Origin of the sequence: Pedobacter cryoconitis (assembly GCF_014200595.1) — a bacterium.
Classification (GTDB): domain Bacteria; phylum Bacteroidota; class Bacteroidia; order Sphingobacteriales; family Sphingobacteriaceae; genus Pedobacter; species Pedobacter cryoconitis_C.
Genome location: NZ_JACHCG010000005.1, coordinates 298,234 through 316,615, shown reverse-complemented (window position 1 = coordinate 316,615; position 18,382 = coordinate 298,234). Strand labels below are relative to the sequence as shown.

At 38.0% G+C, this 18,382-nt stretch carries 16 protein-coding genes; 9 read left to right on the top strand and 7 right to left on the bottom strand.

Going from position 1 to position 18,382, the window contains the following annotated elements; genetic code table 11:
* The first annotated feature begins 69 nt into the window (after positions 1-69).
* Together mnmG and HDE70_RS23850 are read left to right on the top strand one after the other, a co-directional pair.
* Positions 70-1,932 (top strand): tRNA uridine-5-carboxymethylaminomethyl(34) synthesis enzyme MnmG, encoded by a 1,863-nt coding sequence (gene mnmG, locus HDE70_RS23855; RefSeq protein ID WP_183892040.1) that lies wholly within the window; start codon positions 70-72, stop codon positions 1,930-1,932.
* 144 nt (positions 1,933-2,076) lie between these two features.
* Complete coding sequence (locus HDE70_RS23850; protein WP_183892039.1) at positions 2,077-3,711, top strand: Ig-like domain-containing domain; 1,635 nt, start codon at positions 2,077-2,079, stop codon at positions 3,709-3,711.
* A 1-nt stretch (position 3,712) separates the two neighbouring features.
* Here the strand turns inward: HDE70_RS23850 and HDE70_RS23845 are convergent, their stop codons facing one another.
* Together HDE70_RS23845 and nadB are read right to left on the bottom strand one after the other, a co-directional pair.
* Positions 3,713-4,222, bottom strand: coding sequence for a gamma carbonic anhydrase family protein (locus HDE70_RS23845; RefSeq protein ID WP_183869254.1), 510 nt, complete (start codon positions 4,220-4,222; stop codon positions 3,713-3,715).
* Between the two features lie 13 nt (positions 4,223-4,235).
* A complete protein-coding gene (nadB, locus tag HDE70_RS23840; RefSeq protein ID WP_183869255.1) occupies positions 4,236-5,822 on the bottom strand; it encodes an L-aspartate oxidase in 1,587 nt (528 codons plus the stop codon).
* Between the two features lie 398 nt (positions 5,823-6,220).
* Between nadB and nadA the strand changes: the two genes are divergently transcribed.
* Complete coding sequence (nadA, locus tag HDE70_RS23835; protein WP_183892038.1) at positions 6,221-7,213, top strand: quinolinate synthase NadA; 993 nt, start codon at positions 6,221-6,223, stop codon at positions 7,211-7,213.
* Positions 7,214-7,322: 109 nt separating this feature from the next.
* Positions 7,323-8,363 (top strand): thiamine-phosphate kinase, encoded by a 1,041-nt coding sequence (gene thiL / locus HDE70_RS23830; protein ID WP_183869257.1) that lies wholly within the window; start codon positions 7,323-7,325, stop codon positions 8,361-8,363.
* On the opposite strand, the gene HDE70_RS23825 is transcribed toward thiL, so the two are convergent.
* Positions 8,353-9,681 (bottom strand): DNA recombination protein RmuC, encoded by a 1,329-nt coding sequence (locus tag HDE70_RS23825; RefSeq protein WP_183892037.1) that lies wholly within the window; start codon positions 9,679-9,681, stop codon positions 8,353-8,355. The genes thiL and HDE70_RS23825 overlap by 11 nt on opposite strands.
* Positions 9,682-9,999: 318 nt before the next feature.
* Here HDE70_RS23825 and HDE70_RS23820 point away from each other — a divergent pair, with 318 nt between their 5' ends.
* Positions 10,000-10,695 carry a zinc metallopeptidase gene (locus HDE70_RS23820; RefSeq protein WP_183869259.1) on the top strand — a complete coding sequence of 232 codons (696 nt, stop codon included), beginning with the start codon at positions 10,000-10,002 and terminating at the stop codon, positions 10,693-10,695.
* Here the strand turns inward: HDE70_RS23820 and apaG are convergent.
* Both apaG and dusB read right to left on the bottom strand, forming a co-directional pair.
* Positions 10,692-11,078 (bottom strand): Co2+/Mg2+ efflux protein ApaG, encoded by a 387-nt coding sequence (gene apaG, locus HDE70_RS23815; RefSeq protein WP_068404707.1) that lies wholly within the window; start codon positions 11,076-11,078, stop codon positions 10,692-10,694. The two genes, HDE70_RS23820 and apaG, sit on opposite strands and share 4 nt — an antisense overlap.
* Before the next feature lie 44 nt (positions 11,079-11,122).
* Entirely contained in the window at positions 11,123-12,130 is a 1,008-nt protein-coding gene (gene dusB, locus HDE70_RS23810) for a tRNA dihydrouridine synthase DusB (protein ID WP_183892036.1), read from the bottom strand.
* Positions 12,131-12,183: 53 nt separating this feature from the next.
* Here dusB and HDE70_RS23805 point away from each other — a divergent pair, with 53 nt between their 5' ends.
* The 4 genes from HDE70_RS23805 to HDE70_RS23790 are packed head-to-tail and all read left to right on the top strand — an operon-like array spanning position 12,184 to position 14,766.
* Complete coding sequence (locus tag HDE70_RS23805; RefSeq protein WP_183869260.1) at positions 12,184-13,116, top strand: CPBP family intramembrane glutamic endopeptidase; 933 nt, start codon at positions 12,184-12,186, stop codon at positions 13,114-13,116.
* On the top strand, positions 13,097-13,306 hold the full coding sequence (locus HDE70_RS23800) for a DUF2007 domain-containing protein (protein ID WP_068404701.1): 210 nt from the start codon (positions 13,097-13,099) through the stop codon (positions 13,304-13,306). Before HDE70_RS23805 ends, HDE70_RS23800 begins: the two co-directional genes overlap by 20 nt.
* Positions 13,303-14,112, top strand: a complete 810-nt coding sequence (locus HDE70_RS23795; RefSeq protein WP_183869261.1) for a phosphatidate cytidylyltransferase — start codon at positions 13,303-13,305, stop codon at positions 14,110-14,112. Before HDE70_RS23800 ends, HDE70_RS23795 begins: the two co-directional genes overlap by 4 nt.
* 6 nt (positions 14,113-14,118) lie before the next feature.
* Complete coding sequence (locus tag HDE70_RS23790; protein ID WP_183892035.1) at positions 14,119-14,766, top strand: hypothetical protein; 648 nt, start codon at positions 14,119-14,121, stop codon at positions 14,764-14,766.
* Positions 14,767-14,789: 23 nt separating this feature from the next.
* Here HDE70_RS23790 and HDE70_RS23785 read toward each other — a convergent pair whose 3' ends face one another.
* Both HDE70_RS23785 and mfd read right to left on the bottom strand, forming a co-directional pair.
* Positions 14,790-15,002, bottom strand: coding sequence for a DUF3820 family protein (locus HDE70_RS23785; RefSeq protein ID WP_183869263.1), 213 nt, complete (start codon positions 15,000-15,002; stop codon positions 14,790-14,792).
* 10 nt (positions 15,003-15,012) lie between these two features.
* Positions 15,013-18,354, bottom strand: a complete 3,342-nt coding sequence (gene mfd, locus HDE70_RS23780) for a transcription-repair coupling factor (RefSeq protein ID WP_183892034.1) — start codon at positions 18,352-18,354, stop codon at positions 15,013-15,015.
* Between the last annotated feature and the right edge of the window lie 28 nt (positions 18,355-18,382).

Here is an 18,382-nt window from a genome sequence, read left to right as displayed (position 1 = left end):
GTGAAACACCAGTACTCCATAACAAGAAATACAGCGCTTGTTTCACGTGGAACATAAATATAAAATAAGATGTTTAAAGAATATGATGTGATTGTTGTAGGTGCCGGACACGCAGGTTGTGAAGCGGCCGCAGCAGCAGCAAACATGGGATCTTCCGTTTTATTAGTCACCATGAATATGGAGACAATTGCGCAGATGAGCTGCAACCCTGCTATGGGCGGTGTGGCAAAAGGGCAAATTGTAAGGGAGATTGATGCCATGGGTGGTTACTCAGGAATCATCAGCGATAAGACTACCCTACAGTTTAGAATGCTCAATTTATCTAAGGGCCCTGCGATGTGGAGCCCACGTGCGCAGAATGACAGAAAGCGGTTTGCGGAAGAATGGAGACTTGCTTTAGAGCGCACTCCAAATGTAGATTTCTGGCAGGATATGGTGAGCAGTCTGATCATTGAAAACAGTAAAGTGACCGGAGTTAAAACTTCCATTGGTGTAGAGATCAAAGCTAAAAGTGTAGTACTGACTAATGGTACTTTTTTGAATGGATTAATTCATATTGGTGAGAAGAAATTTGGTGGTGGCCGTACTGGTGAAAAAGCAGCTACAGGAATTACAGAACAGTTAACTTCTATTGGATTCGAAGCTGGAAGAATGAAGACAGGTACTCCCCCACGTGTGGATGGAAGATCGCTGAATTATTCATTAATGGAAGAGCAATGGGGTGATGAAAACCCAGGAAGATTCTCTTATACGAATGTAGAAAGACCAACAGAAAAAAGATGCTGCTGGATCACTTATACAAATAGTAATGTACACGAAACTTTGAAAGAAGGTTTTGAGAAATCACCAATGTTTACAGGCAGAATCAAAGGCCTTGGTCCAAGGTACTGTCCATCTATTGAAGATAAAATAAACAGGTTTGCAGAAAGAGACAGACATCAGATTTTTGTTGAACCTGAGGGATGGAATACCTGTGAAATTTATGTTAACGGATTTTCTACATCATTACCTGAAGATGTTCAGTACAGAGCTTTAATTCAAATCCCAGGATTTGAAAATGCAAAAATGTTCAGACCGGGTTATGCGATTGAATACGATTACTTCCCGCCTACCCAATTGTCATTGACATTAGAAACCAAGTTAATTGAGAATCTGTATTTCGCCGGACAGATTAATGGAACTACCGGATATGAAGAAGCCGCAAGTCAGGGTTTCATTGCCGGGATTAATGCGCACTTGAAAATAAATGAGAAAGCTCCATTAATTATGAAGCGTTCAGAATCTTATATTGGTGTATTAATTGATGACCTGGTTACGAAAGGAACTGAAGAACCTTATCGTATGTTTACCTCCAGAGCTGAGCATAGATTATTACTGCGTCAGGATAATGCAGATATCAGGCTCTCCCCTATTGGCCATGCTTTAGGATTAATCAGCGACGAACGTTTGGCGGTTGTTCATCAGAAAATTTCGAACTCAGATAATATTGTTGCCTTTACGCGCAAGCAAGGAATCGAAATGACTGAGGCTAATGATATGCTGGAAACTTTAGGTTCTACACCTTTAGCACAAAATGTTAAAATTGTCAGTGTGCTGGGCAGGCCTCAGGTTGGAATTGACGATCTCAGAAAGGTGAGCAAAAGCCTGGATGAATATCTGGCTCCTTTCGATCAGGAAACTATTGAACAGGCTGAGATCAAAGTAAAGTATGAAAGCTATTTCCTGAAAGAACAGGAGATCGTTAACAAAATGCAAAAGATGGAAGACAAAGATATCAATCCGGATTTTGATTATTCTTCATTAGGATCGCTGTCAAAAGAGGCCAGAGAGAAATTATTGAAGATAAAACCACGTACTTTAGGGCAGGCATCAAGAATTTCCGGTGTTTCTCCTTCGGACATTTCAGTTTTGATGGTACACATCAGCAAATAAAATACAATTTATTGATAATCAATCAATTACAAACATAAATAATACAGTCTGAAAGCAGCTTATTTTAAAGCGATATAAGAAGCTTTCAGACTTTTTACATCATAGTTATTAAAAAGGTTAAAGATTCTATTACATCGCACATAAATGGCCAAAAACAGCTTATTAAAGATTGCAAGGAGTTTATTTTATACATTTTCAGGAATTTCCCTGATATATGGTTGCGCGAGCATTGGACCGGGCCCTCAAGGAGGCCCAAAAGATAAAACTCCGCCAAAAGTGCTTTCCATGACGCCGAAAAATTTAACCAGAAATTTTAAGGCTAAGAAAATCATTATCCAGTTTGATGAGTATTTCAAATTGACAGATCAATATAAACAGTTCTCCATTTCTCCGGACGTCGAGGTCATGCCTACTTTAAAAATTAAAGACAAGTCACTGGAAATTACTTTTACTGATTCTCTGGAAAAGAACACAACTTACACGCTAAATTTTGGAAAAGCTATTGGTGATGTGAATGAAGGAAACGTAATTAAAAATCTGTCTTATGTTTTTTCAACTGGTGCTTCCCTGGACTCTTTAAGTATTTCTGGTAACATCAAAGAATCTCAAACAGGCAAACCACTGATCGAAGGTGTAGCTTTTGTTCTGCCCCTATCCAGGGACAGTATCTTCGGAAAAAAGAAAGCTTCTATCTATACCTTAACAGACAGCAGCGGGAATTATAAAATCAATAATTTAAGAGCAGATACTTATAAAGTGTATGCACTGAAAGAACAAAGCAGTGATAAAATTTACCAGCAAAGTTCTGATGAAATTGGTTTTATTAAAGAGCCTCTTGTACTGAAAAAAGATACACAAAATGTAAATATGCTGGTCTTTAAAGAGGACGCGATACTTTTCAGGATCAATGATAGAAGGCTTAATGCGGATGGAAGTATTTCGATGAACTTTAATCAGAAACTTAAAAAACCAGAAATTGTAGTCACGGAACCCAAAAATCTGGATGCCACTAAATTGGTTAAATTCAATAAAAATGGTGATTCTGTAAAAGTTTGGTTAGCCGATTTAAGCTTTGATTCTACTAAAATAAGTGTCACTAATGATGGAAAATTACTGCAAACGGTAACTTTTAACAGAGGAAAAAAAGATACTTATAAAAGAAGTGTTGTCGCAACTGATAATATCGAAACCAACCTGATCAATCCTAATAAGCCATTTACTTTGACTTTTGGAATGCCGGTTGAAGCCGTAGATCCATCAAAAATAACCTTGATGGAAGATTCTGTGGTCAAGACAAATTTCAAAGTTGTAAAGGATAGTGCAAACTTCCTGGCTTACCACATTATGTATCCTTGGCAACCCAATAATATATATGAAATCAAGTTTGGTGAAGGTGCTTTTACGGGGCTGTTTGCTACTAAAAGCAAAGAGTTCTTAAAGAAATTTCAGCTGGCCAAAAAAGATGATTATGGAACTTTACAGGTTAAAATAATTGTTCCCGAACCCAACAAACAGTTCTTGCTGGAAATTACCAATGAAGCCAAAGCGTTAGTGAATAGTTTGGTGGTATCCAGAGATACCACCGTAAGATTTGCAAATTACAGAGCCGGAAAATACTTTATCAGAATTATCTACGACACGAATAAAAATGGCGTCTGGGACACTGGTAATGTAAAACTGGGCTTACAACCGGAAACCATCTATAACGAGCCTAAAGAGCTCTCTATACGGGCTAACTGGGATAGAAATGAGACCATTACCTTACCTAAGGAAAAATAGTTTATCTGAACCAGTCCGAATACATAATATAGTTATCTGGTAACTTATTTAATAAAGCCCGTTGCTCTTCAGTAATGGGCTTTATTTTTTTTGCAGGTGTTCCTGCATAAAGAAAACCAGTCTCACAAATTGTATTTTCCAGTACAACTGACCCAGCTCCTATAATACAATATTCTTCCACAACTGCATTATCCATGATGATCGCACCCATTCCAACCAGTACATGGTCTTTAAGAATACAGCCATGTACAATTGCATTATGCCCCACAGATACCCTGTTACCAATGGTAGTGGCTGCCTTAAGATAGGTTGCATGGATCACTGCACCATCCTGAATATTACTGTCATTTCCGATTGTAATTGTGTTTACATCTCCTCTGATTACAGCATTAAACCACACGGAACAATTAGTTCCCATGGTCACATCCCCTACTATAGTTGCATTTGGCGCAATGAAACAATTGTCTCCCCATTTAGGGTGTTTATCTAAAACCGGTAAAATAACGGGCATATTCCTATATATATTAAAAAATAGTATCAATTAGTTCTTCAGCATGACCGGGATAATCAGTTGTATAATGTAATCCCCTGCTTTCTTTTCTTGCCCTCGCAGATTTTATAACTGTGAAAGCAACTTGTATAACATTTCTCAATTCACATAATTTCACAGAGACTTTATTGGCTTTGTAAAATTCTTCAGTTTCTTCGTGCAGTAAAAATAAACGTCTCATCGCTCTGTCCAGTCTAAAATCTGAACGAACGATTCCTACATAATCACTCATGAGTTTTTGAGTTTCGCGCAAATTATGCGTCACCAGAATATCTTCATCAGACTGAACCACCCCATGATCATTCCACTCCGGAATATTTTCAGGAATAACACTGTCTTTAAATTTTTCTATGGCATCCAGATAAATACGGTGTGCAAAAACAGGAGCTTCCAATAAAGAATTTGAAGCTAACCGGTTTGCTCCATGTAATCCAGTTGAAGAACATTCTCCGCAAGCATATAAATTATGAATAGAAGATCTTCCGAATTCATCCACTAAAATTCCACCACACATATAATGTGCAGCTGGAGTAACCGGAATTAAATCTTTAGTCATGTCTATACCTATAGATAAACACTTCGCATAAATATTTGGAAAGTGTGTCAGAATGTCAGTCTTTGAGCGGTGCCTGATGTCCAGATAAACGAAATCTTCACCCGATTTTTTCATCTCAGAATCTATCGCCCTGGCTACAATATCACGTGGTGCCAATGACCCTCTTTCGTCATATTCATACATAAATTCATCACCATTCTTACGCCTCAGAACGCCTCCAAAGCCCCTCACTGCTTCCGATATTAAGAAGGATGGATACTCTCCGGGGTTGTATAATGCGGTAGGATGAAACTGAATGAACTCCATATTCCTCAATTTTCCCTTTGCACGGTAAACCATTGCCATTCCATCACCTGTTGCAATTACAGGATTTGTAGTGCTGGAATACACATGTCCAGCTCCTCCAGAAGCCAGCACAGTTACCTTTGCTAGTATCTTTTCCACATCGTTAAGCTCTGTGTTAAAGGCATATACACCAAAACAGTTAATAACTTTAGTACTCTTGTCAACAAACAATCCGAGGTGATGCTGGGTAATTAACTCCAAACAAAAGTAATGTGTTAATATCTCTATGTTCGGATTCTCATGAATCTGCTTCAATAAAACACTCTCAATTTCGTACCCTGTAACGTCTTTATAGTGTAAAACACGGTGCTCTGAATGCCCCCCTTCCTTCGCAAGATCATAGACACCTGCGGGGTCCTTGTCAAATTTAATTCCGTAATCTATGATCTCCTGGATACGCTGAGGCCCTTCTTTCACCACGATTTCCACAATTGCCGGATCGCAAAGTCCATCACCGGCAATTAAAGTATCGTGAATATGTTTTTCAAAAGAATCATCTTTATCCACAACTACAGCTACGCCACCCTGGGCATATTTTGTATTGGATTCATCTTCATTTGATTTTGTAATAATTAAAACTTTACCATGTTTAGCGGCCTTTAAAGCGAAGCTCAAGCCCGCAATCCCCGATCCTATTACTAAAAAGTCTGTATTCTTCATTGAATTGTGCTAAATCCGCCTTGTTGTTAACAACGTTAGAAATATGTTGATTACTTGTCTAAATAAATAGAGTAACTATTTAAGAATGTTTAAAGCTAAGGTAAAATGAGAATTAGACACAATATTTTAAGTTATTTTTCAGCAACTTTGCATGAGTTATTAACTTTTTACTACCAAGTAACTAATAAACATCTGAGTATGGATAAGTTTTTAATCTTAAAAATATCTAATTGTTAATCAGCGCATTTTTTGAAAAAAAAAGTGATTTATTTGTTGATAAGTATAGAACAAGTTATAAAAACGAATAAAAAGCTCAGAGTTACAAACATTACTAACACACTAATAAACAATAGAAATCTATTTATATTAAATAATTATTAATTATTGAAACGTTGAAAATGGATACCTTAGAAGAATTGAACAGAAGAGGATTTGTAGAAGAAAGTATCGACCCAACACTTGATCTTTTTGCGGAAATTGAAAAACTAAAAAAAGAGAAAAATGCGATAATCCTGGCACACTACTACCAAGAACCTGATATACAGGATGTTGCGGACTATATTGGGGACAGTTTAGGGCTTTCTCAGGAAGCAGCCAGAACAGAGGCAGATGTGATTGTTTTTGCAGGAGTGCATTTTATGGCAGAAACGGCTAAAATTCTATCTCCGGAAAAAAAGGTTTTATTACCTGACTTAAAGGCAGGATGCTCATTAGCAGATAGTTGTCCTCCACATTTGTTTAAAAAGTTTAAAGAGAAATATCCGGATCACCTGGTTATTACCTACGTAAATTGTACGGCAGAGCTAAAAGCGATGAGTGATATCGTCTGTACCTCAACCAACGCAGTTCAAATTGTAGAAAGCCTGCCAAAAGAGCAGAAGATTATTTTTGGTCCGGATAAAAATCTGGGTGCCTGGGTGGCGAAAAAAACTGGCAGGGACCTGGTTTTGTGGAATGGTGCCTGTATGGTTCATGAAATATTTTCCAGAGAGAAAATAACCAGGCTGAAAGAGCGCCATCCGAATGCAAAATTTATTGCGCATCCGGAATGTGAGGAAGCTGTATTGCAGATGGCAGATTATATTGGTTCTACGACAGGATTGTTAAATTATTCGATCAAAAGTGAGGCGAAAGAATTTATTGTAGCGACAGAAAGTGGTATAATTCACCAGATGGAAAAGGCAAATCCGACAAAAACTTTTATTCCGGCGCCGCCGAATAATAATTGTGCATGTAATGATTGCCCGTATATGAAAAGAAATACTTTGGAAAAATTGTATCTGTGTTTAAAAAATGGATCTCCAGAAGTTACTGTACCTGAGCATATTATCAGAGAGGCTAGAAAACCAATTGAGAGAATGCTGGAAATATCAGCAAGTCTTGGCTTATAGGAATTGTTAGTTTTTAAACTTTCCTAACAACTGTTAATAAGTTTAAAAGCTTAAAAAACAGGGGTAAAACCGACGGAAAATTCTGGCGGTTAATATTTATAAAAAAAATATGTTTGAGAATAAAGAACGTACAGAATTAGGTGAATTAGGTGAATTTGGCTTAATTGAACACCTGACAAATAATTTTAAAATAAGACATGAGAGTAGTGTCAAAGGGATTGGTGATGACGCTGCGGTATTGCATTCTGGCGATAAAGAAATCTTAATTTCTACGGATTTATTGTTGGAAGGAATTCATTTTGACCTGGCTTATGTACCCTTGATGCACCTGGGATATAAAGCTGTTCAGGTAAATTTAAGCGATATCTATGCAATGAACGGAGTGGCGACTCAGATTACTGTTTCTATTGGGGTTTCGAGCAAGTTTCCGCTGGAAGCTGTAGAAGAAATTTACAAAGGGATAGAGCTGGCTTGTAATAAGTTCAACATTGATTTAATTGGTGGGGATACTTCTTCCAGCAAGCAAGGATTAGTGTTGAGTGTAACAAGTATTGGTTATGCTGCCAAAGAAGATATTTGCTACAGAAATGGCGCTAATGATGGCGATTTAATCTGTGTTTCGGGCGATTTGGGTGGTGCTTATGTTGGGCTTCAGATTTTAGAAAGAGAAAAACAGATTTTCCTTGAAAACCCTAATATTCAACCTGATCTGGAAGGAAAGGACTATATTATTGAAAGGCAATTGAAGCCTGAAGGAAGAAGAGATATCGTGGATCTGCTGGCTCAGATGAAAATTGTTCCTACTGCAATGATTGATATTTCGGATGGCCTGGCTTCTGATATTATGCATATCTGCAAGCAATCTGAAAAAGGATGTACTTTGTATGAAGATAAATTTCCAATTGATCCGATGACTTATGAAACTGCAAGAGAACTTGGACTTGATCCAACTGTTTGTGCGTTAAATGGCGGTGAAGATTATGAATTGTTATTTACGATCAAACAAGAGGATTATACCAAATTAAAGCATGATGTGGATATCACTGTAATCGGTCATATCACGGATAAAGCTTCAGGCTGTAAAATGATTTCTAAATCAAGTGTGGTTCATGAATTGAAAGCACAGGGCTGGAACGCGTTTAAATTATAGGATTTTCATCCTCAATTAAAGCTGGGTCTAAAAATTTACGATCAATTTGTTTCGTAGTTTTTGCACCCAGCTTTTTTATTTTATCAGCTGTATTAGCCAGGTTCCCTGTTCCGGCTGACAGTTTACCCATCGCTTTGTCATAAGCATCCTGGCTCTGTCTTATATTTCTTCCTATACTCTCCATATCAGTTACAAAACCCACAAATTTATCATACATACTGCCGCTTAAACGCGCTATTTCCAGTACATTTCTATTTTGTCTTTCTTGTTTCCAGATGCTTGAAATGGTACGCAGGGTAGCCAGTAAAGTCGAAGGGCTCACTATAACTACTTTTCTTTCCCAGGCATAGTTGAAAAGTTCCGCATCTTTTTGAACTGCAATACCAAATGAAGATTCTATAGGGATGAAAAGCAGTACAAAATCAGGAGAATTAATCTGGTAAAGTGCCTGATAATTTTTACCGGACAAATCCTGAATATGGTTTTTTAAAGAAAGCAAATGCTGTTTGACAAATATTTCTCTTTCTTCTTCTGTTTCGGCAGTAACGTATTTTTCGTAAGCAATCAGCGACACTTTAGAATCGACTACGATGTGTTTATCTTCTGGCAGATCAATAATTACATCGGGTTGGACCCTGTTGCCCGTTGCCGTACTAAAACTCGATTGTATGCGGTATTCCTGATCTTTAACAAGCCCTGAGCGTTCCAGTACACGTTCCAGGATGACTTCTCCCCAGTTACCTTGTTTTTTGTTATCGCCTTTCAGTGCTTTGGTCAGGTTATTTGCATCCTCTTGTATTTGTCTGCTCTGGTCCATCAGCTGTGAAATGACGCCTTTGAGTATATTGCGCTCGTCTGACTCCGCTTTGTACACCCGGTCGACCTTTTCCTCGAATGCTTTAATATTCTCCTTTAGCGGGCTTAAAATAAGATCCATGTTGGCTTTATTGTTTGCCGTGAATTTTGAAGTCTTTTCTTCGAGTATCTGATTTGCGATATGCTCAAATTCCATTTTGAATTTTTGCTGTAGCTCTGCTATATATTTTTCCTGTTCTGTTTGTTTGTCTACCTGGGCTTTAAGCATCTCTTCTGCTTTGACGGCACGGCTTCTTTCATCCATAAATCCTGTCCGTAAATCAATAAGTTCATCTTCCAGACGTTGTTTTTCTTCTCTGTAATAGCCTAAAATCTTTTCATGTTCTGCTTCTTTTAAACATAACAGGTCGGTCTGATTATCAACTGCACCTGGCTTTTTTAATAAAATGAAAAAAAGGAAGATGATCACTATGACAAGAAGTACTATAATCAGGATATTCATTTGCTAATTTTTTTATCAAAAATCTATATTATAAACGATTTTAACAACTATTTTAGTATTTATATACTTGTTAATAGTAGTATTTATGAAGTTTTAAAGAGACATAAAATTATTTTATTGAAAATATAGTGATTTTTTGAAAGAACGAGAAGGGTATTTTATTAATACTCAAGTAATAAATTAATTAATAAGAGTGTTTTTTAATTCTAATAAAGCCTTTTAACCAAAGAATAGCTGTTTTATTGAAATATTATTGAAATTCAAGATTATGGGAACAATTTTTGATTTACGACATTGAATAAAATGTGATATCAAGAGATGGCGACCTATTTGTTTTTTATAATTCCGATGTTGATGCTGAGCATTTTTGTGCAATGGAAGTTCAGGCATAAATTTGCCAGATATGCAGAAATGCAGTTGAATTCTGGATTTTCAGGACATGAAATTGCAGAAAAAATGCTGCATGACAATGGGATATATGATGTACGGGTAATGAATGCAGACGGACAGTTAACGGATCATTATAATCCGGCAGACAAGACCGTTAATTTAAGTACAGATGTTTATTATGGAAGAAGTGTGGCCGCCGCAGCTGTAGCAGCTCATGAATGCGGGCATGCTGTTCAACATGCTAAATCCTATTATTGGCTTCAATTCAGGACAAATATGGTTCCTGTAGTCAGTATATCTTCTAATCTTTTACAATGGGTGCTGATTATAGGCATTTTGCTGATTGGTTTTACAGGTAATCCTTTTGTACTGGGAATGGGGGTAGCTGGTTTGGTGCTGATTACAATCTTCAGTTTTATCACCCTGCCTGTTGAATTCGATGCGAGTAAAAGAGCTTTAATATGGCTTAAAAACAACCAGGTAGTGATGCATAGCTACGAGGAAAATGCGCAGGCTAAGGATGCTTTATGGTGGGCAGCAATGACCTATGTGGTAGCTGCCCTTGGTGCATTGTCCAATTTATTATATTATGCTTCCATGTTATTTGGAAGAAATAAAAATTAATTCAAACGGTAAGGTACAATCAATTGAAATTCAGGAATATCAACTGTGAAATCACTTTCATCTGCGGTGCGGTGCATCAGGTAATTTCCTGACATTGATCCCATATCAGTGGTCAGATTGCATCCGGAAACGTAAGAATAACTTTCTCCTGGTTCTATCACTGGCTGAATGCCAACAACACCTTCTCCCTCTACTTCTCTTTGTGTGCCGTTGGAATCAAAGATGAACCATTGACGGCGCATTAATTGTATTGAATAATCTGACAGATTTTCTACAGAAATCTGGTAAGCAAACATAAAATGTTCTTTCTCAGGATTGGAATATTCTTCCTGATACACCGTATCTACCGAAATCTTAACGCCTTGTGTAATCGCTGTGACCATTATAATCTAAATTCTAATCTAATTTATTAAGTGTTTTTCAAAAATCAAGCCATTTCTCCTTCCAGGAGCAGGTGATGATATGTATCTGCCACTTCGTCTAAAATAGCATGAATTATTTCAATGTTGTCTTCTTTGACCAATAACATTCTATAGTTCTTAAAGTCAGGCAAACCCTTGAAATAATTAGCATAGTGACGTCTCATTTCAAAAATACCTACTTTTGGGCCTTTCCAGGCAATAGATTTATCTAAATGGGTCCTGCAAACGGAAACTCTTTCTGCAACAGTAGGGCCTGCAAGTTTTTCCCCGGTTTTGAAGAAGTGGGCAATTTCTCTGAAAATCCACGGGTAACCAATTGCAGCTCTGCCGATCATGATTCCGTCTACTTCAAATTCTCTGCGCCAATCGAGTGCTTTTTGAGGACTGTCTACATCACCGTTACCGAAAACCGGAATTTTGATCCTTGGATTTCTTTTGATATCCCTGATCATCCGCCAGTCAGCTTCGCCTTTATACATTTGCGATCTTGTTCTTCCGTGAATAGTCAGTGCCTGAATACCGATATCCTGCAATCTTTCGGCTACTTCATCTACGTTTTTCGTGTTATCATCCCAGCCTAAGCGGGTTTTAACGGTAACGGGCAAATGAGTGGCTTTGACTACAGCTTCAGTCATTTTTACCATCTTATCTATATCCTGTAAAAGCGCAGATCCCGCACCTTTACAAGCCACCTGCTTAACTGGACAGCCATAGTTGATATCAATCAGGTCTGGTTTAGCCAGGGTAGCAATTTCAGTTGCTTCCTGCATGGTCGATATCTCACTTCCGAAAATCTGAATACCAATGGGTCTTTCGTACTCAAAAATATCAAGTTTCTGCCTGCTTTTAGCTGCATCACGTATCAGCCCTTCAGAAGAAATGAATTCTGTGTACATCATATCCACACCGCTTTGTTTACATACAAAACGGAAAGGCGGATCGCTTACATCTTCCATCGGTGCCAGCAATAATGGGAACTCTCCCAAGTCAATATTTCCTATCTTTACAGACATTTTTCTATCTTCAATCCAAAATTAAAAGACAAAGGTACAAACTATTCCCAATAATGAATTTCATTTACAAAGAGGCGGAAGAAAAGGATGCTTATATACAGCTACTTATGATTCTGTGTTATACGATATCAGGCTTGGTTATAGGCTCTGTGCTGAGTTTAGCTATAGTAGTGGGTGTTTACGGGACCGATGGTCTAAGTAATGCTGCTGTTTTAATGAGCGGAGATGCCAGTTCTACAGCTGTCCTTAAAATTTCGCAGGTATTAACAACGGGTTGTATGTTCATTTTACCGCCTTTAATGCTGGCCTGGACGGAAAAAATTAAAATCAGTAATTTTTACAATTTTAAAAAACCAACGGCCTCTCTTGTTCTTTTAGTCTTTTTGATTATGCTTTGTTCTATGCCTTTAATGGAATGGATTGGATTGGTTAATCAAAAAATGGTGCTGCCGGAATTTCTAAAACCACTTGAAAACTGGATGAGGAATAAAGAGGATGAAGCAATGAAAATGACAATTTTATTATTAAAAACTAAAAATGTTTCTGACTTTCTGATCAATATTCTGGTGATTGCATTGTTACCGGCTATAGGAGAAGAACTGATGTTCAGAGGAGGGATTCAACGGTCATTTACTAAAATGTTTAAGAATCCGCATGTCGCTATATGGATTTCTGCATTTATTTTTAGCGCAATACATCTTCAGTTTTTTGGATTTTTCCCAAGATTATTTTTAGGAGCAGCATTTGGTTATATCTATTGGTGGACGGGTAGTTTATGGTATGCGATGCTGGCGCACTTTTTAAACAATGCTTATGCAGTTAGTGTAGCCTGGTATTTGCAAAAACATAATATTCCTTTAACTGAAGCAGATAATTCTTCAAATTTTCCATGGTATGCATATGTTATTAGCTTAATTTTGAGCATATTTTTATTTAAGTATTTAAAAAACAAAACCACATCGGGCAATGGAAAACAATTGGGTTAAGGTTTATACCACAGAAAATCCTGTGACAGCGGAGATTATCAAACAAGGATTAATAGAAAATGATATTGCTGCGGTAATTATGAATAAAAAAGATTCTTCTTACCAGACTTTCGGTGTGATTGAAGTATTGGTGAATCAAAAGGATTTTGATGCTGCGGATACTTATATAAAATCGACAGAAACAGAATGAAAACCAGAGCAATAACAGCCTTCTTTTTTACTATTGTAATGCTGGGTTCTATATTTCTTGGTGCCTGGACTTTTACTTTCTTTTACTTGTTTTTAAGTGTTTTTTCTCTTGCAGAGTTTTATAAACTGATTAAAACATCCGGAATCAGGCCGCATCGCAATATTGGTTTGGTCGTGAGTGCATTCATCTTTTTAATCACTGCCGGTTATCATTTATATCAATTTGATACTAAATATTTATTATTGCTGATTCCATTGGTTTCCGCAGTTTTCCTGGGTGAACTCTATAAAAAGGATAAGATTCCATTTGGCAATATTGCCTATACTTTTGTGGGCTTTGTTTATGTAACAGTTCCTTTTTGCTTTTTCTATTCTTTAGCATTTATACAGGATTTCAAAACGCATAATTATCATTTGCCACTGGCTTTTTTGCTGTTGTTATGGGCTAGTGATACTGGTGCTTACTTATTTGGCAGAAAATTAGGAAATCATAAATTATTTGAGCGCCATTCTCCTAAAAAGACCTGGGAAGGTTTCTTTGGTGGTATGCTGACCAGTGTATTGGTTTCTTTCGTGATTTCTTTGTTTTTTAAGGAAATACCATTTCTTGTCTGGGCGGGGATGGCTGTTTTAATTGTAAGTTTTGGTACACTGGGAGACCTGGTAGAATCCATGCTTAAAAGAAGTCTGAATGCGAAGGATTCGGGTACACTTTTACCAGGACATGGTGGTTTACTGGACAGATTTGACGGATTATTGATTGCGGCTCCTGTTGTTTTTGCCTATCTGTACCTTGTTTTAAACTAATTAGTGATGAATAAATTTGCTTATTTTATTTTGCTGTTGTTAATGGTTTCTGCCGGTTGTAACCGGGAATCCGGATCAGGTAAAAATAGTTCTGATGCGACAAAAGGTAAAGGATTACAGACCCAAAATGATAATTCTATTGCTGCTAAACGCATTTTGATAATTGCTGAATTGAAAAGAATGCAGCAGGCCTTCACTGCTAAAGACGTCAACCAGATTGAAAAGTATTTTGATTTTCCGCTGGCAGACAGTACCATGTCTATGTTTGATGTGAATGAGGAGTTCGATCAGGTGAGAAAAGCGAATGGTGGAAAGATCAGCAGAGATCTTTTTATCAAAAACTTTAATGATATCTACGATTACTTTCAAATGGGAGGCTTTAACGACCTGTTTAAGGCTGTGAATGTGGCTGAGCTTAAAGACAAGGGCAAACTTGAAAGTGAATCACATGTAGAAGACGAAGGCTGTTATTCTTTTTATATAATCCTGGTTGACGGGGACACGGTGAGCTTGCAATATGGCACGAATTCAGATCCTAAATATAGAGAAGCGCATCCGGATCAGGAAGAGGTTTGCGGGGAATCTGCACAGCAATGGACTTTCAAACTGGAAGGAAACCGTTTGCGTTTTGTCAAAGAAGTGACCGCCGGATAAATTCATCCGGCAGATCTTTTAATTTATCTTTTTCTGAGCGGTTTTAACAGATATTCCAATCCGTTTAACCTGATTTCATACATGGTTCCGATCAGTTCTCCGAGTTTGCCGGGAGGAAGCCCCTGGTTATTAAACCAGATCAGGTACGACTCTGGCAGGTCGCAGATTATTTTGTCTTTGTATTTACCAAATGGCATCTTAAAAGTAACCAGCTCGTTTAATAGTTGTGGGTTCATCCTGATCTATTTATTCTGCAACCATTTGCAGCATTTGAATCGCTTCATCTACCGTTTTCAGATCTTCAAAAGCAATTCTTAAGGTATTTTTAACTTCTTTCAGGTTACACATCCGGGGATGCTGCTGTGCGAAGGTTAATATTTTATGGAACATCGGAGAATCAAAGAAATTAGATTGCTTGTCGGCAATAAAATAGCCTCTTAATACGCCTTTTTTAAAGCTTAATTTTTCAAATCCCAGCTTTTTAGCTGTCCATTGTAACCGCAGCACATTCAACATCGTCTTTACGGGCTTCGGAACACTACCAAAGCGGTCTTTTAAGGACGTTTCGAAGGCTGTTAGCTGTAATTCGTCATCCAGCTTGGAAAGTTCGGTATAGAGGTTGTATCGCTCTGTAATGTTGGTTACATAATCATCCGGGATGTATAATTCCAGATCTGTATCGATTTGTGTAAAAGTGACAAATGGCCTTTCCTTGTCGTCCTTGAATAATTCTTTGAATTCGTCGGCTTTAAGTTCCTGTATAGCCTCATCCAATATCTTGTGGTACATTTCAAAGCCTATTTCTGCAATGAATCCGCTTTGTTCAGCGCCCAGCAGGTTTCCACTGCCACGAATATCCAGATCACGCATGGCAATGTTAAAGCCACTGCCCAGATCAGAAAATTCTTCTATGGCACTTAGACGTTTCCTGGCTTCGGAAGTAAGGGTAGATAAAGGCGGGCTTAACAGATAACAGAAGGCTTTTTTATTCGATCTTCCTACCCTCCCGCGCATCTGGTGCAAATCACTCAAACCAAACATGTGGGCATGGTTAATGATGATGGTATTGGCATTTGGAATATCAAGGCCTGCTTCGATAATAGTGGTAGCAACAAGTACGTCCTTTTCTCCATTGATGAAATCAAGCATGACATCTTCCAGTGCATCCCCATCCAATTGTCCGTGAGCGATACCTATACGGGCTTTTGGAACGAGTGTTTGTATCAGGCCACCAAGTTGTGGCAGGTCATTTACCCGGTTATGGATAAAAAATACTTGTCCGCCGCGATCCAGTTCAAATTGTACTGCTTCCTGGATCAGTTTATCATTGAATACGTGAAGTTCAGTATTAACGGGCTGCCGGTTTGGTGGCGGGGTACTCATAATGGAAAGATCCCTGGCGCCCATTAGTGAAAAATGGAGGGTTCTTGGTATTGGTGTAGCGGTAAGTGTAAGGGTATCTACGTTAACACGCAGTGCACGCAGTTTTTCTTTGGCAGTGACACCGAATTTCTGTTCTTCATCGATAATCATAATACCGAGTGATTTGAATTTCACGTCTTTACTCAATAAACGATGTGTTCCGATAATGATGTCAACTTTACCTTCTTCTACTTGTGCCAGTGTTTCTTTAATCTGTTTATTGGTCTTGAAACGATTAATATAGTCTACTTTACAAGGAAACTCTTTTAGTCTTCCTGAAAATGTTTTGAAGTGTTGTAAAGCCAGAATGGTCGTTGGAACCAGAACCGCAGCTTGTTTACCATTGGCTACAGCTTTAAAAGCAGCTCTGATGGCTATTTCTGTTTTTCCGAAACCTACATCACCACAAACCAGCCTGTCCATTGGATGCGGGGCTTCCATATCTTTTTTGACATCATTGGTGGCTTTCATCTGATCGGGTGTATCTTCATAAATGAAGGATGCTTCCAGTTCAGTTTCCAGATAACCGTCAGGATCAAATGCGGTTCCTACCTGTGATTTTCTCAGGGCATAAAGCTTGATCAGGTCCCGGGCAATGTCTTTAACTTTTTTTTTTGTAGTCTTTTTTAGTTTGTCCCAGGCTTCTGTACCCAGTTTATTCATTTTTGGTGGCGTACCGTCTTTTCCACTGTATTTTGCAATACGGTTTAAAGAGTTGATATTCACGTAAAGCAGGTCATTATCAGCATAGACCAACCGGATCATTTCCTGCGTTTTGCCATTGACTTCTACCTTTTCCAAACCAGCATATTTACCAATACCATGGTCTATATGGGTAACGAAATCTCCAGGTTTAAGATCCCTCAGATCTTTCATGGTGATAGCCTGACTGCGCTGATAACCTCTTTTTAACTTATACTTATAAAACCTGTCAAAGATCTGGTGATCAGTGTAAAAGGCTATGGATTGTTTGGGATCAATAAATCCTTCTCTTAACTGAATGTTGACAGGAACGAACTTGGCCGTTTTATCAATATCGTCCAGTATGGCATATAACCTCTCGGTTTGTTTAGGGGAAGAGCTGGAAATGAAATTATGAATTCCGTTTTTCTCGTTTTCTTTTAAATTATGGATCAGCAGATTGAAATCTTTGTTGAAAGAAGGTTGCGGCTTAGTATCAAACAGGAAAACGTGATCGGTTTTATAGAAGAACTGCTTGCCAAATTCTATAACCGGGAAATCATGCAGGATGTCTCCGATCATTCTTTCGTCAGAGAAAGCAAATTTCGGGTCAATCCAGTCCAGGTTTTCCTGTTTTTCTTTTGCAGGAAGTGCTTTCCATAATTCTACGGCCTTTTTATAACCTGTTTTTATAATATCCAAAGTGAATTCTACATCTTTAAACCAGAGCTGAGTGTCTTTCTCCACATAATCCAGCAGGTTAATATTGCTTTCTGTAAGGTACTTGGATTGTACGTTAGGGATAATAGTGAAGGTTTTGACATCTTCTACCGAGAGCTGGCTTTCTATTTCGAAAGTCCGGATGCTTTCTACTTCATCCCCAAAAAATTCTATCCGGTAAGGAAGATCATGAGAGAAAGAGAAAATGTCAACTATACCACCGCGGATAGAGAACTGACCGGGTTCATAAACGAAATCGGTGCGGTTAAAATCATAATCAACAAGAAATTCATTGATAAAATCAATGCCTAGTTTTACCCCTAAACTTATTTCAAGGGTGTTTTTTTCGAGAACATCTCTGTTAATTACCTTTTCAGCAAGCGCTTCGGGATAGGTAACCACGATCTTTCCAAACGAAGAATTGTGGTTCAGCTCATTGAGCACTTCTGCCCTTGCCAGCACATTAGCAGTATCTACCTGGGTGAAGTCGAAGGCTTTACGGAAGGAAGATGGAAAAATTAAGACCTCTTTTTCAAGTATACTTTCCAGATCTGCCATAAAATAAGCAGCTTCTTCTCTGTCAGGAAGGATAAATAATTGTGGCTTATGCAGCAGGAAATAGGTAGTAACGGCAACTGTAGCATCGGCAGAGCCTACTAAACCTTTTAATTGAAGTTTATTACCTTTACCCGAATTGAGGGTCTTTGCAAGCGCTTCGATGCGCTCATCAGTTTTATATCTATTGATCAGGTCACGGATGTTCACCTCACAAAGATAATATTTATGATTTGCT

Coding starts and splice junctions, on each gene's coding strand:
- dusB (WP_183892036.1), bottom strand. CDS start 12,130: ATGTCTGTAAAGATAGGAAATATTGACTTGGGAGAGTTCCCATTATTG.
- HDE70_RS23790 (WP_183892035.1), top strand. CDS start 14,119: ATGAATAAATTTGCTTATTTTATTTTGCTGTTGTTAATGGTTTCTGCC.
- apaG (WP_068404707.1), bottom strand. CDS start 11,078: ATGGTCACAGCGATTACACAAGGCGTTAAGATTTCGGTAGATACGGTG.
- HDE70_RS23795 (WP_183869261.1), top strand. CDS start 13,303: ATGAAAACCAGAGCAATAACAGCCTTCTTTTTTACTATTGTAATGCTG.
- nadA (WP_183892038.1), top strand. CDS start 6,221: ATGGATACCTTAGAAGAATTGAACAGAAGAGGATTTGTAGAAGAAAGT.
- HDE70_RS23845 (WP_183869254.1), bottom strand. CDS start 4,222: ATGCCCGTTATTTTACCGGTTTTAGATAAACACCCTAAATGGGGAGAC.
- HDE70_RS23800 (WP_068404701.1), top strand. CDS start 13,097: ATGGAAAACAATTGGGTTAAGGTTTATACCACAGAAAATCCTGTGACA.
- HDE70_RS23850 (WP_183892039.1), top strand. CDS start 2,077: ATGGCCAAAAACAGCTTATTAAAGATTGCAAGGAGTTTATTTTATACA.
- HDE70_RS23785 (WP_183869263.1), bottom strand. CDS start 15,002: ATGAACCCACAACTATTAAACGAGCTGGTTACTTTTAAGATGCCATTT.
- nadB (WP_183869255.1), bottom strand. CDS start 5,822: ATGAAGAATACAGACTTTTTAGTAATAGGATCGGGGATTGCGGGCTTG.
- HDE70_RS23825 (WP_183892037.1), bottom strand. CDS start 9,681: ATGAATATCCTGATTATAGTACTTCTTGTCATAGTGATCATCTTCCTT.
- HDE70_RS23820 (WP_183869259.1), top strand. CDS start 10,000: ATGGCGACCTATTTGTTTTTTATAATTCCGATGTTGATGCTGAGCATT.
- mnmG (WP_183892040.1), top strand. CDS start 70: ATGTTTAAAGAATATGATGTGATTGTTGTAGGTGCCGGACACGCAGGT.
- HDE70_RS23805 (WP_183869260.1), top strand. CDS start 12,184: ATGAATTTCATTTACAAAGAGGCGGAAGAAAAGGATGCTTATATACAG.
- thiL (WP_183869257.1), top strand. CDS start 7,323: ATGTTTGAGAATAAAGAACGTACAGAATTAGGTGAATTAGGTGAATTT.